Origin of the sequence: Pseudomonas sp. PDM13 (assembly GCF_025685765.1) — a bacterium.
Lineage (GTDB): Bacteria > Pseudomonadota > Gammaproteobacteria > Pseudomonadales > Pseudomonadaceae > Metapseudomonas > Metapseudomonas solani.
In genome coordinates this window covers 98062-110444 of the sequence record NZ_JAOTQU010000028.1, presented here as the reverse complement: position 1 = coordinate 110444, position 12383 = coordinate 98062, and the positions used below count along the sequence as shown (strand labels likewise).

The following is a 12383-nucleotide window of genomic DNA, read 5'->3' as shown; positions in this document are numbered from 1 at the left end:
CCTGAAGCCTGAAGCCTGAAGCCTGAAGCCTGAAGCCTGAAGCCTGAAGCCTGAACTTCCAGCTTCCAGCTTCCAGCTTCCAGCTTCCAGCTTCCAGCTTGCTGCTTTCACTTGCGGCTTGCAGCTTGAGGCTTGCCGCTCGCCCTTCTACTTCACCACCAACACATCACAGGGCGGGCGCTGCAGATAGTGCAGCGCCAGGCTGCCCAGCAGGGCCTGGGAGATCATGCTGCGGCCGTGGCTGCCGAGGGTGATGAACTGCGGCTGGGCGGCGGCGATGGCGTCGTCCAGGGCGCGCGGCAGTGAACCGTGGGTGACGTCCAGGCTGATCTTTGGCGCGGCCGTGACGTTGCCCAGTTCGTCCTTGAGCAATTGCACCAGCAGCTCGCGCTGGGTCTTGAGGTATTCGCTGGCGCTGTTGGCCTTGGCCAGCAGGCGGCCGGTCAGTTCCAGCACGTTCACGGCCTGCAGGTGGCCTTCGGTGGTCAGCAGGCTGCAGGCGCTGCGCAGCGCGTCGCAGGCGCAGAGGGAGAAGTCCAGCGCGGTGAAGCCCTTGCGGTAGGGGGCCGGCGTTTCGCTCACGGCCAGCAGCAAGGGGATGTCGATATGCCGGGCCACGCGCTCCAGGGTGGTGCCGATGAACAGCTCCGGTGCATTGTGGTGGTGATTGCCGATCACCAGCAGGTCGGCCTGGCTCTCTTCCACTTCTTCGAGAATCTGCAGGGCCGGGCGGCCCTTGCGCAGCAGTACCTGGGCGGGCGGGGCGCCGAGCTGCTCCAGGCGTTGCTGGAACAGGCGCTGGGCGCCTTCGCGCAGGTTGTCCTGCAAGGCATTGGGCAGGTGGTCTTCGAGCACGTGCAGCAGGGTCAGGCGTGCGTCGTACTGGCGCGCCAGGTCCACGGCGCGTTGCAGGGCGAGGTCGGCCTCGCGGCTCAGGTCATGGGCGATGAGAATGTGGCTGAACATGGGTGGCACCTCCGGGTGAGGCGCCACTGTGGGGCAATTGGCCGCGCGGCAAGTTGATCCAGGGCAATCCGCCCGAGGCTCAGTGGGCGCGCAGCTGGTACAGCCCGCGGCTCTGCGCCACCACCTCGCCGGTGGCGTCCACCAGCTCCAACTCGAGCAGGTAGTCGGCCTTGCCGTTGGCGCTGGCCTCGGCCTGGATGCGTTCGATCTCCTCGGCGCCGATGCGCGCCTCGACGCTGATGTCACCCTTGGCCGGGCGGCGGAAGCGCAGGCTCATGTCCTTGATGATGGGGTAGAAGCGGCGGGTGTCGAAACTGGTGATGAACAGCGCGCCGCCGGGAATCTCCGCCAGGGTGAACAGGGCGCCGGCATACATGGTGCCGATGTGGTTCTCGTTGCCGGCCAGGGGCACCAGCAGCTTCACGTAGCCCGGTTCCAGGGCCACGGCCTTGAGGCCCATGCGGCGCACGAAGGCGATCTTGTCTTCGGTGAAGTGGCGGGCCATCTCTTCGTTGAATTGCATGACGAACTCCGGCAGGACGAATGCCAGGAGCCTAGCCGGATGCACGCCGGCGGCAATGACCGGGACGGCCAGCGCGGGTGACCGAAACGATCAGGACCCGGCCGTTAGGTGGGACTTTCACCGGGAGGTTGAGCCTGTAACGGACGCGCTTCATTGCCTAGGGTAATCATTGGCCTGCGCATGTCGCGCTCGCTCGAACCAGCAGGGAAAGCCCATGAACGCCACCTTCAAACCGCAGGGATTCAATACCGTTACCCCGAACAGCATCGTCAGCGACCTGGCCAGTGCCGTCAGGTTCTACCAGGCGGTGTTCGACGCGGAGGAGCTGCTCCGCCTGACGACGCCGGACGGCAAGGTGGTGCATTGCGAGCTGAGGTTCGGCGACTCGCGGATCAACCTCGGCGAGTCGATGGACGGCTGGCCGGAGCAGCCGCTGCTGGCGCAGATCTATGTGCCCGATTCGGACGCGACCTTCGCTCGGGCGATACGCGAAGGCGCCCGGGAGCTGAGCCCGGTGGCCGACATGTTCTTCGGCTCGCGGGAAGGCCGGGTCATCGACCCGTTCGGCAACACCTGGACCATCTCCACCCAAAAGCGCCAGGTCTCCGCCGAGGAGATGCAGCGGGCGCTGAACGAGATGTACGCCGGGCAAGGCTAGCCGGAGCCGCGCCCGCCCCGGCGTTCTAGATGCCCTGGCTCTTCAGCCAGCCGAGCAGTTGCGGCAGGGGCAGGGCACCGCTCTGGCGGGCGACTTCGACGCCGCCCTTGAACAGGATCAGCGTGGGAATGGAGCGGATGTTGAGCTGCCCGGCCAACTGGCGGTTGGCCTCGCTGTCCAGCTTGCCCAGGCGGCAGCGGCCCTGGAGCTGGGCGGCGGCCTGCTGGTAGGTGGGGGCGAAGGCCTTGCAGGGGCCGCACCAGTCGGCCCAGACGTCCACCAGCAAGGGCAGGTCGCCGCGCAGTTGCTTGGCGAAGCCGGCTTCGTTGAGGTCGAAGGGCGTGGCAGGGACCACGGCGGACTTGCAGTGACCGCAGCGGGGCGAGTCGCCCAGGCGCTCGGCGGGGATGCGGTTGAGCCCGGCGCAGTGGGCGCAGGGAATCATCAGGGGATCGGTCATGGTCGGCTCCGGAACAGATTCCCCTGATCTGGAGCCGACCCGCCGAATATCAACCCCTGGGCATCAGCCCCGTGCGGCCTCGAGGGACTGGGTGAGGTCGGCGAGGATGTCGTCGATGTGCTCGATCCCGATGGACAGGCGCACCATGTCGCGCGGCACGCCGGCCTTTTCCAGCTCCTCGTCGTTGAGCTGGCGGTGGGTGGTGGAGGCCGGGTGGCAGGCCAGGGACTTGGCATCGCCGATGTTCACCAGGCGCACCACCAGCTTCAGCGCGTCGATGAAGCGCGCACCCGCCTCGGCGCCGCCGACGATGCCGAAGGACAGGATCGCCGCCGGCTTGCCCGCCGTATAGCGCTGGGCCAGTTCGTGCTCGGGGTGGTCCGGCAGGCCGGCGTATTTCACCCAGGCCACCTGCGGGTGGGCCTGGAGGAAGTGGGCGACCTTCAGCGCGTTCTCGGTGTGGCGCTCCATGCGCAGGGGCAGGGTTTCCAGGCCCTGGAGGATAAGGAAGGCGTTGAACGGCGACAGCGCCGCGCCCATGTTGCGCAGCGGCACCACGCGGCAGCGGCCGATGAAGGCGGCGGGGCCGAAGGCTTCGGTGTAGGTCACGCCGTGGTAGGAGGCGTCCGGGGTGTTGAGCAGCGGGAAGCGCGCCTTGTTTTCGGCCCAGGGGAACTTGCCGGAGTCGACGACGATGCCGCCGATGCTGTTGCCGTGGCCGCCGATGTACTTGGTCAGCGAGTGCACGACGATGTCCGCGCCGTGCTCGAAGGGGCGGCAGAGGATGGGCGTGGCCACGGTGTTGTCGACGATCAGCGGCACGCCATGGCGGTGCGCGGCGGCGGCCAGGGCGGCGAGGTCGATGATGTTGCCCGCGGGGTTGCCGATGGATTCGCAGAACACCGCCTTGGTGCGTTCGTCGATCAGTGCTTCCAGGGCGGCGATGTCGTCGTGGGCGGCGAAGCGCACCTGGATGCCGGAGCGCGGCAGGGTGTGGGCGAAGAGGTTGTAGGTGCCGCCGTAGAGCTTGGCCACCGAGACGATGTTGTCGCCGGCTTCGGCGACGGTCTGGATGGCGTAGGTGATGGCGGCCATGCCCGAGGCCACGGCCAGGGCGCCGACGCCGCCTTCGAGCGCGGCGATGCGCTTCTCCAGCACGTCGTTGGTGGGGTTCATGATGCGGGTGTAGATGTTGCCGGGCACCTTGAGGTCGAACAGGTCGGCGCCGTGCTGGGTGTCGTCGAAGGCGTAGGAGGTGGTCTGGTAGATCGGTACCGCCACCGCACGCGTGGTCGGATCGGGGCTGTAGCCGGCGTGGATGGCGAGGGTTTCCGGTTTCATTGTGGCTGCGTTCCTTCGGGGCTGATGAAGGAGCGCAGCATGTGAAAGCGGAAGGGGTGCGGTCAATGACCTGGAGCAATCACCGGCTGGCGCGGCTAGACCGAAAAGTTCGGTGGCTAGAACCGGCCGATCAGCGCAGGGCCATGTAGATGTTGAAGGCGCTGATCAGGGTGATCAGGGTGCCGACCAGGGTCAGCAGGGTGCGCGCCGGCAGCTTCTTGCACAGCATGGCGGCGAAGGGCGCCGCGAACAGGCCGCCGAAGACCAGCCCGGCCACCAGCATCCAGGTGTTCAGCTCACCGGCCAGGAGGATGAAGGAGGTGGCGCTGGAAATGGTCAGGAAGAACTCGGCGAAGTTCACCGAGCCGATGGTGGTGCGCGGGTCGCTGCCCGAGCCCAGCAGGCTGCTGGTGACCACCGGACCCCAACCACCGCCGCCGGCGGCATCGACGAAACCGCCGAACAGGGCCAGCTTGGCCACGTGTTTCGGCGCCCGGCGCTGGGCCACGTGGCGGTAGGCCTTGCTGAGGATGTACAGGCCCATCAGCAGCAGGTAGGCAGAAATGAAGGGCTTGAGCGCGGCGCCGTCGAAGGTGGTGATCAGCACGGCGCCGAGCACCGCACCGATGATGCCCGGCAGCAGCAGGCGCAGGAACAGGGATTTGTTGACGTTGCCCAGCTTCACATGGGAGATGCCCGAGAGCCCGGTGGTGAAAACTTCGGCGATGTGCACGCTGGCGCTGGCCGCGGCGGGGGAGGCGCCGGCGGTGAGCAGGAAGGTGGTCGCGGTGATGCCGTAGGCCATGCCCAGCGCGCCATCCACCACCTGGGCGAGGAAGCCCACGGCCACAGCGCTCCAGAAGGTCGGGCTGCTGAGGGTGCGTTCGATGATGTCCAGGCCGGTGTCGCCGCCGTGGTCACCGAAGAACAGGCGCCAGGCGAGGAAGCTCAGCAGGCTGACCAGCACCAGCACGGCGAACCACATCGCGGCGCGCAGCACCGGGTGGTTGTCGGGGTGGCTGACGAAGTCCTCGACGGGGGGGATGCCCAGTGCCTCGTGCTCGGTGTTGATCGGGCTCTGGCTGAGGTCGAGATTGCGGATCTTCATGCGGGGTACGGCGCCTGACAGTGGGTGGTAGAACAGGCTGGAATAAGCAGGCGGCGAAGATAAGCGGCTTTGCTTAGAGAGTCTAAGAAGATTTCCGCAGGTTCATATTCCATTTTCAAAGGTTCGGATGGGCCGTTGCGGCTGTACCTGCCCATCACCGGATAACTGTATGTCCAGGCAGCACGCCTGCCTGGGCTAGGCTGGGATTTTGCTCGGGAGAACGCGTCATGAGGTTGCTGGGTGTACTGGGTGGCATGAGCTGGGAGTCTACCCTGAGCTATTACCGCTTGCTCAACGAAGGCGTGCGTGACGCGCGGGGCGGCCTGCATTCGGCGCCGCTGCTTTTGCATTCGGTGGATTTCGCCGGCATCGCCGCCCTGCAGAAGTCCGGTGACTGGGACGAGGCAGGGCGCCAGCTGGCTGCCGCTGCGCAAGGGCTGGAGCGTGCCGGCGCCGGTGCCCTGCTGCTGGCCACCAACACCATGCACAAGGTGGCGGCGGCGATCGAGGCGGCGGTGGACATCCCCCTGCTGCACATCGGCGACGGTGTGGGGGCGGCCCTCAAGGCACAAGGCTGCGAGCGGGCGGCGCTGCTGGGCACACGCTTCACCATGCAGGAGGACTTCTACCGGCAACGCCTGGGCGAGCGCTTCGGCATTCGCGTGCAGGTGCCGGACGCAGCAGCGATGCTGGAGATCGACCGGGTGATCTTCCAGGAGCTGTGCCTGGGCCGCTTCCTGCCCGAGGCGCGGGCCTTCTACCTGGCGCAGTTGCAGCAGCTCAAGGACGAGGGGGCCCAGGCGGCGATCCTCGGCTGCACCGAGATCGGTCTGCTGCTGGACGGTTGCGATTCGCCCTTGCCCCTGGTGGACAGCACCGAGGAGCATGTACGCATGGGGCTGGACTGGTTGCTGGCCGGGGCCTGAAGACGGGAGCGGGAACGATGCGGGCAGGGATTATCCGGTGGCTGGGGCGTGGCGCCTTGCTGATGGCATTGGCGGTGCTGCTGGTCTTCGCCGTGCGGGTGCTGGATATCCAGGGCGAGCCGGCGCTGCTGCCCTGGCACCGCTTCGTGCCGGACGAGCTCGATGAGCGCGCCCTGGACCAGGCCGACTGGGCCGCCTGGATGGGCGCCGAAGCCCATGTCTTCGACCAGGTGCGCCAGCAGGTCAGTGAGCGCCTGGAGCCCGAGGAACGGGTGCCGGCGAACCGCTACTTCCCCGGTAGCCCGCTCTACCCCGGGCACTTCCACCAGGATTGGAACCGCTCCTACGTGCTACGCCCGGAAGGCGAGCCGGTGGGCGCGGTGGTGATGCTGCACGGCCTCACCGATTCGCCCTACAGCCTGCGCCACCTGGCGCTGCGCTACCGCCAGGCGGGCTTCGTGGTGGTGGGCTTGCGCCTGCCGGGCCATGGCACGGTGCCGGCGGCGCTGACCGACGTGAGCTGGCAGCAGTGGCTGGCCGCCACCCGCCTGGCCGTGCGCGAGGCCCGACGCCTGGTGGGCGAGCCGCGGCCGCTGCGGCTGGTGGGCTATTCCAACGGCGGCGCGCTGGCGCTGAAGTATTCCCTGGATGCCCTGGAGGACCCGGCGCTGCCCCGGGCCGAGCGGCTGGTGCTGCTCTCGCCCATGGTGGGCGTGGCCGGTTATGCGCGTTTCGCCGGGGTGGCGGGCTGGCCGGCGGTGTTCCCGGCCTTCGCCAAGGCCGCCTGGCTGGACCTGCTGCCCGAGTACAACCCGTTCAAGTACAACTCCTTCCCGGTCAACGGCGCGCGCCAGTCCTACCTGCTCACGGCCGCCCTGCAGGAACAGCTGCAGCGGGCTTCGCACCGTGACGGCTTGAGGGAAATGCCGCCGCTGCTGACCTTCCAGTCGGTGATGGATGCCACGGTGAGCACGCCGGCGGTGGTGGACGGGCTCTACCGCCTGCTGCCGGACAACGGCAGCGAGCTGGTGCTGTTCGACATCAACCGTTCGGTGGATTTCGGTCCGCTGCTGCGGCCGGAGGCAAGCCTGGCCCTGGCGCGCCTGCTGCCGCCACCGCCGCGCAACTACCGCACGGCGGTGGTCACCAATGTGACGGCGAGCAGCCGCGAGGTGGTCGAGCGGGTGACCGAAGCCGGTGCCCGGGAAGAGTGGGTGACGCCGCTGGAGCTGACTTTCCCCCGTGAGCTGTTCTCGCTGTCCCACGTGGCCCTGCCCTTCCCCGAGAGTGATGGGCTGTACGGCCGGCGCCCCGACCCGGCCGATGACTTCGGCATCCATCTGGGCAACCTGTCATTGCGGGGCGAGCGGGGTGCGCTGGTGATGGACATGGGCGCGCTGCAGCGCGCCACGTCCAACCCTTTCTTCCCTTACCTGATGCGGCGCGTGGAGCAGACCCAGGGGCTGGCCCGTTGAGGTTCACCGAGGGCTCGGGGGCTCAGGAAGAGCAGCTGATTTCCAGGTGCTTGCCCCATTCGGGGGGGCGCTCGGCGTAGCGTTCCATGCCCGGCTGCTCGTCGAACGGGCGGGCGAGCACGTCGTGCAGCTGGCGCACCTCGCTGTAGTCGCCACGCTCGGCGGCCTCGATGGCGCGCTGGGCCAGGTAGTTGCGCAGGATGTACTTGGGGTTCACCGCGTGCATGCGCTGGCGACGGGCGTTCTGGTCGGCGCCTTCGCGCGCGGCGCGCTCGACGTACTGTGCGGCCCAGGCGTCGAAGCCGGCGAGGTCGACGAAATCGTCCCGCAGCACGGCCACCGCCTGCTCGGGCGCGCTGTCGCCCAGGCGGCGGAAGAACAGGGTGTAGTCCACGGCGCTGGTCTGCATCAGTTGCAGCAGGCGCTGCACCAGCGCTTCGTCGCCATCCTCTGCCTGGGTGAAGCCCAGGCGCCGGCGCATGCGGTCCAGCCAGGCGGCCTGGTACAGCGGCAGGAACAGCTCCAGCGCCTCGCGCAGGGCTTCCACGGCGATGTGCGGCGTGAGTGCCTGGGCCAGGGCGGCGAGGTTCCAGTGGGCGATGGGCACCTGGTTGCTGAAGCTGTAGCGCCCGCTGTCGTCGGAGTGGTTGCAGATGTGGTTGGCGTCGAAGTCGTCGAGGAAGGCGTAGGGGCCGTAGTCGAAGGTGATGCCGAGGATCGACATGTTGTCGGTGTTCATCACCCCGTGGCAGAAGCCATAGGCCTGCCAGCCGGCGATCATCTCGGCGTTGCGCTCGATCACCGTACGGAACATCGCCAGCCAGGGCTCGTCGGCGTCGAGGCACTCGGGGAAATGGCAGGCCAGCACGTGCTCGCCGAGGGTCTTCAACTGCTCGTGCTGGCGGGTGTAGTAGAAGTACTCGAAGTGGCCGAAGCGCACGTGGCTGGGGGCCAGGCGCATGACCATGGCGCCGCTTTCCTTCTTCTCGCGGTACACCGGGGTGCTGGAGCCGGTGACGCACAGCGCGCGGCTGCTGGGGATGCCCAGGGCGTGCAGGTGTTCGCTGGCGAGGAACTCGCGGATCGAGCTGCGCAGTACCGCGCGGCCGTCGCCCATGCGCGAGTAGGGCGTCTGGCCCGCGCCCTTGAGGTGCAGGTCCCAGTGCTCGCCAGCGTCGTTGACCACCTCGCCCAGCAGCAGGCCGCGGCCATCGCCGAGGCGCGGGTTGTAGCTGCCGAACTGATGCCCGGAATAGACCATGGCGCGCGGGGCCGCGTCGGACCACAGCTTGTGCCCGGCGAAGAGCTCGGCGAACACCGGCGTGTCGGCCTCGGCCGGGTCCAGGTCGAGCAGCGCCATGGCCGCCGGGCTCGCCACCACCAGGTGCGGGTCGGCCAGCGGGTCGGGCAGGACTTCGGTGGAGAAGGCATCGCCCAGGCGGGCGAAGCGGTTGTCGAACTGCAGGTCGTCGAGTCTTTTCATGGGCTCAGCTTGTCACGCGGCCGGAGCCGGGGGAAGTCGCGGGGACCGGTGGTCCCCGCGTGGCGGCGGCCTACTTGGCCCGCTCTTCGGCGGCGTCGGCCGCGGCTTTCTCGACCGGGGCGTGGGCCTCGACCTTGCGGCTGAGGATGACGTCCATCTTCGGCACCGAGGAGATGTTGATGTTGTGTTCCTGGAACAGCTGGTCGATGCGCCGGTTCAGCTCGTCGGTGGCCAGGCCACGGTCGCCCAGTTCGCGCACGTAGATCTTCAGCTCGTGCTCCAGGGTGGTGGCGCCGTAGGTCTTCAACTGCACGTTGGGGGCCGGGTCGCGCAGCACGCGGGTGTTCTCCTGGGTGGCCTGCAGCAGCAGCTTGCGCACCAGTTCCAGGTCGGCGCCGCGGTTGACGTTGTAGACCAGCACGATGCGGGTGACGGTGTCGGTCAGCGTCCAGTTGATCAACTGGCTGGTGAGGAAGGTCTGGTTGGGGACTATCACTTCCTTGCGGTCGCTGTCGGTGATGTGGGTGGCGCGGATGCGGATGCGGTTCACCGTGCCGGTGACGGTGCCGATGGTCACCAGGTCGCCGATGCGCACCGGGCGCTCGAACAGCAGGATCAGGCCGGAGATGAAGTTGGCGAAGATCGCCTGCATGCCGAAGCCGATACCCACCGAGAGCGCGGCCACCAGCCACTGCAGCTTGTCCCAACTGACCCCGAGGGTGGACAGGGCACTGACGAAGCCGATGCCGGCGATGGCATAGGAGAGCAGGGTGGTGGTGGCGTAGGCGCTGCCCTGGGCGAGCCTCAGGCGCGACAGCACCAGCACTTCCAGCAGGCCGGGCAGGTTGCGCGCGAGCACCGTGGTGATGCCGGCGATGATCAGCGCGCCGAGCACGTCGAGCAGGCTGATGGGCACCTGGGTGGCGGCGTCGCCGGTGCCGGCGGCGTACTGGTAGAGGGTCACTTCGTCGAGGTAGGCGAAGACGCTGATCAGGTCGGCCCAGACCAGGTACATGGCGGCGATGAAGGTGCCGAGCAGGGCCAGGCGGATCAGGCGCAGGGACTGCTGGTTGACCTGCTCGATGTCGAGGGTCGGCTCTTCCACCGCCACTTCCTCGCCCTCGGCGTTCTCCTTGGTCTGCGCCTGGCGCTTGGCCAGGGCACGGGCATAGGCCAGGCGCCGGGCGGCCACGGCCAGGCCACGGACGAAGGCGGCCTCGATCACCAGCGTGAGGATCAGCAGGTAGAGGGTGTTGATCAGACGGTCGGTGAGCTTGAGCGAGGTGTAGTAGTAGCCGAAGCCCACGGCGACGATGAACGCCAGCGGCAGCAGGGTGAAGCCCAGGCCGATGAGGAAGCGGAAGGGCGAGGTGTGCTCGCGCATCGGCTCGGCCAGCAGCAGGTTGCTCAATACCAAGGCCATCAGGGCGTAGCAGGAGATGACGACGATGATGCCGATCACGTCCTCGGCCAGGGCCTGGGGCTGGTGCTCGGCGACGGTGACCACGGCCACCAGGGCCATCACGACCATGCCGAGGCGACGGATCTGCTTGCTCAGCAGGGACACCTGCGGGCGCGGCCAGCGGAAGTGCAGCTCGGCGACGCCGCCCGGGGAGAGGATGCGGTACAGGGTGTAGAACACCAGCCAGGCCTGGGCCATCTCCATCAGCGCGGCGCCGAGGGTGGCGTTCTGGCCACGGGCGTCGATCTGCAGGGCCAGGCCGCAGAGGGCGAGGAACAGGGTCACCGGCAGGGCCAGGAGGATGTTCAGCAGCAAGGCCAAAGGCGTGTGCATCTGGCTGTCGCGCTTGTAGTGGCCGATGTCCTGGTGCAGGTCGGTGAGTTTGGCGTAGATCCAGCTGCGCCGCCACAGCAGCGCGCCGATCATCAGCAGCAGCGGAATGAACAGCCAGGGGCGGTCCACCAGGCCTTCACCCAGTTCGGCCAGGCCGGAACCCCAGGGTACGTCGGCGAGCTGGCGTTGCAGGTAGTGCGGGGCGTTCTTGATCCAGGAAAGGTCCAGCGGCTTGTTGCTGGGAATCCAGAACATCTGCTCTTCCAGGGTCGCGCGCAGCGCCTGGGAGGTGCTTTGCAGCTGCTTCTGGTTGAGCTGCAGGGTGATGGATTCGTTGAGCAGGGCGTTGAGCTCGCGGCTCAGGCGGTCGAACAGCTCGGTGCGGGTGGTGGCCAGGTCGAGCAGGGTGGCGCGCAGCTCCGGGGTGACCTGGTCGGCGGGCTGGCGGGACAGCAGGTCGTCGACATAGGCCTGGGGGTTGTTGAGCTTGTCGCGCTGCTGGCTGAGTTCGAACTGGTAGAGGCGGATGTCGGCGATTTCGTCGGCCAGGTCGCCGTCGAGCTTCAGCCGCGGCAGGGCCTGCTTCTGCTGGTAGAGGATCTTCGACAGCAGCAGGCTGCCCTTGAGCACGCTGATCTGCTCTTCCAGGGCCTGGTCGGCCTGGCTAAGGGTGTCCAGCTGCTGGCGGGTCTGCAGGTTCTGCTGCGTCAGCTCGTTGAGGCGGTCGGTGGAGCGCAGAAGGTAATCGGAGATCTTCAGGTTGGTGGAGCTTTCGGCGGCCAGCAGACTGTCCGGCGTGGCCTTCTGCGCCTCGCGGGAGAGCTCGGCGACGGTCTGCTCGGAGCTTTCCCGGCGCTTGTCGTTGATCAGCGATTGCAGGGCCTGGGTTTCCTGCTCCAGGCGATGGATGCGCTCCACCAGCAGGTCGCGGCGGCTGTTGCCGAGGTCCTGCAGCAGGCTGTTGCCGGCCAGCTCCTGGCGGCGCAACTGGGTCTGGGCATCCAGGGCGGCGAGCTCGGCGTTGTACTGGTCGCGCTGCTCTTCGGAGAGCGCCTTGCCGCCTTCCTTGCCGATCTTGAGGATGGCGTTGATCTGCTGGGTGCGGGCCTGGTTGCTGGCGATCTCGGCCTGGGCGCGCTCGGGGCGGGTCTGGGCGGTGATGATCAGGCTGTTGGCCTCGGCCAGGTCCTTCTGCCAGTCGGCCAGCTGGGTGCTGCGCTGGTTGAGCTGCTGGTCCAGCTGGGCCAGGGAGGATTTGCCGTAGCGCTCGCCGACATCCACCGGCTTGCTGGCCTTGAGGCGGGCGAAATCACGCTGGGCGTCGCTGGTCTGGCGCGGGGCGTCGGCCAGCTGGCGCTTGAGGTCGGCCAGGCGCTTTTCGCTTTCGGCTTCGTTGTCCAGCAGCGTCAGGGTCTGCTCCAGTACCTGCTGCAGGGCCTTCTGGTCGGCTTCGGACAGCTTGCGCTCGGCGAGGGTATCCAGGCTCTGCTGGACCTTGGCGCTGGTGGGGGGCTCGGCGGCGTGCAGGCTGGTGACACCGAGGCATAGGCCGATGAAGGCGGCGGCAATGAGGGGGCGCAGGAAAGACATGGTCGCTGGGTGCGGCTCTGGAAAAAGTGCGGTTAATGATATGCCAGGCGCGGCGCCC

10 protein-coding genes are annotated in these 12383 nt (G+C 67.7%); 3 read left to right on the top strand and 7 right to left on the bottom strand.

Features of this window, described 5'->3' with window-relative positions; all coding sequences use genetic code 11:
* Window positions 1–147 precede the first annotated feature (147 nt).
* Window positions 148–966 carry a universal stress protein gene (locus OEJ36_RS25100; RefSeq protein ID WP_263403833.1) on the bottom strand — a complete coding sequence of 273 codons (819 nt, stop codon included), beginning with the start codon at window positions 964–966 and terminating at the stop codon, window positions 148–150.
* A gap of 79 nt (window positions 967–1045) precedes the next feature.
* A complete protein-coding gene (locus tag OEJ36_RS25095; RefSeq protein ID WP_263403832.1) occupies window positions 1046–1489 on the bottom strand; it encodes a DUF4442 domain-containing protein in 444 nt (147 codons plus the stop codon).
* A 214-nt stretch (window positions 1490–1703) separates the two neighbouring features.
* On the opposite strand from OEJ36_RS25095, the gene OEJ36_RS25090 reads away from it, so the two are divergent.
* Complete coding sequence (locus tag OEJ36_RS25090) at window positions 1704–2147, top strand: VOC family protein (RefSeq protein ID WP_263403831.1); 444 nt, start codon at window positions 1704–1706, stop codon at window positions 2145–2147.
* A gap of 25 nt (window positions 2148–2172) precedes the next feature.
* Here OEJ36_RS25090 and trxC read toward each other — a convergent pair whose 3' ends face one another.
* The 3 genes from trxC to OEJ36_RS25075 form a co-directional block, all read right to left on the bottom strand.
* Window positions 2173–2607, bottom strand: coding sequence for a thioredoxin TrxC (gene trxC / locus OEJ36_RS25085; RefSeq protein ID WP_111259812.1), 435 nt, complete (start codon window positions 2605–2607; stop codon window positions 2173–2175).
* Window positions 2608–2670: 63 nt separating this feature from the next.
* Window positions 2671–3948, bottom strand: coding sequence for a bifunctional O-acetylhomoserine aminocarboxypropyltransferase/cysteine synthase (locus tag OEJ36_RS25080; protein ID WP_021219827.1), 1278 nt, complete (start codon window positions 3946–3948; stop codon window positions 2671–2673).
* Window positions 3949–4078: 130 nt separating this feature from the next.
* Window positions 4079–5056 (bottom strand): sulfite exporter TauE/SafE family protein, encoded by a 978-nt coding sequence (locus OEJ36_RS25075; protein ID WP_263403830.1) that lies wholly within the window; start codon window positions 5054–5056, stop codon window positions 4079–4081.
* Window positions 5057–5283: 227 nt separating this feature from the next.
* Here OEJ36_RS25075 and OEJ36_RS25070 point away from each other — a divergent pair, with 227 nt between their 5' ends.
* Both OEJ36_RS25070 and OEJ36_RS25065 read left to right on the top strand, forming a co-directional pair.
* The gene (locus OEJ36_RS25070; RefSeq protein ID WP_263403829.1) at window positions 5284–5982 is read left to right on the top strand and encodes an aspartate/glutamate racemase family protein; all 699 of its coding nucleotides are present in this window, start codon (window positions 5284–5286) and stop codon (window positions 5980–5982) included.
* Window positions 5983–5999: 17 nt separating this feature from the next.
* Window positions 6000–7457: an alpha/beta hydrolase gene (locus OEJ36_RS25065; protein WP_263403828.1), complete on the top strand. Its 1458-nt coding sequence runs from the start codon at window positions 6000–6002 to the stop codon at window positions 7455–7457.
* Window positions 7458–7479: 22 nt separating this feature from the next.
* On the opposite strand, the gene selO is transcribed toward OEJ36_RS25065, so the two are convergent.
* Both selO and mscK read right to left on the bottom strand, forming a co-directional pair.
* A complete protein-coding gene (gene selO, locus OEJ36_RS25060) occupies window positions 7480–8940 on the bottom strand; it encodes a protein adenylyltransferase SelO (protein WP_263403827.1) in 1461 nt (486 codons plus the stop codon).
* Window positions 8941–9010: 70 nt separating this feature from the next.
* Window positions 9011–12325, bottom strand: a complete 3315-nt coding sequence (gene mscK, locus OEJ36_RS25055) for a mechanosensitive channel MscK (protein ID WP_263403826.1) — start codon at window positions 12323–12325, stop codon at window positions 9011–9013.
* Between the last annotated feature and the right edge of the window lie 58 nt (window positions 12326–12383).

What these genes read in the sequence shown, in the direction of transcription:
- mscK (WP_263403826.1), bottom strand. Translation starts at nt 12,325, where the DNA reads ATGTCTTTCCTGCGCCCCCTCATTGCCGCCGCCTTCATCGGCCTATGC.
- trxC (WP_111259812.1), bottom strand. Translation starts at nt 2,607, where the DNA reads ATGACCGATCCCCTGATGATTCCCTGCGCCCACTGCGCCGGGCTCAAC.
- OEJ36_RS25095 (WP_263403832.1), bottom strand. Translation starts at nt 1,489, where the DNA reads ATGCAATTCAACGAAGAGATGGCCCGCCACTTCACCGAAGACAAGATC.
- OEJ36_RS25070 (WP_263403829.1), top strand. Translation starts at nt 5,284, where the DNA reads ATGAGGTTGCTGGGTGTACTGGGTGGCATGAGCTGGGAGTCTACCCTG.
- OEJ36_RS25065 (WP_263403828.1), top strand. Translation starts at nt 6,000, where the DNA reads ATGCGGGCAGGGATTATCCGGTGGCTGGGGCGTGGCGCCTTGCTGATG.
- OEJ36_RS25075 (WP_263403830.1), bottom strand. Translation starts at nt 5,056, where the DNA reads ATGAAGATCCGCAATCTCGACCTCAGCCAGAGCCCGATCAACACCGAG.
- OEJ36_RS25080 (WP_021219827.1), bottom strand. Translation starts at nt 3,948, where the DNA reads ATGAAACCGGAAACCCTCGCCATCCACGCCGGCTACAGCCCCGATCCG.
- selO (WP_263403827.1), bottom strand. Translation starts at nt 8,940, where the DNA reads ATGAAAAGACTCGACGACCTGCAGTTCGACAACCGCTTCGCCCGCCTG.
- OEJ36_RS25100 (WP_263403833.1), bottom strand. Translation starts at nt 966, where the DNA reads ATGTTCAGCCACATTCTCATCGCCCATGACCTGAGCCGCGAGGCCGAC.
- OEJ36_RS25090 (WP_263403831.1), top strand. Translation starts at nt 1,704, where the DNA reads ATGAACGCCACCTTCAAACCGCAGGGATTCAATACCGTTACCCCGAAC.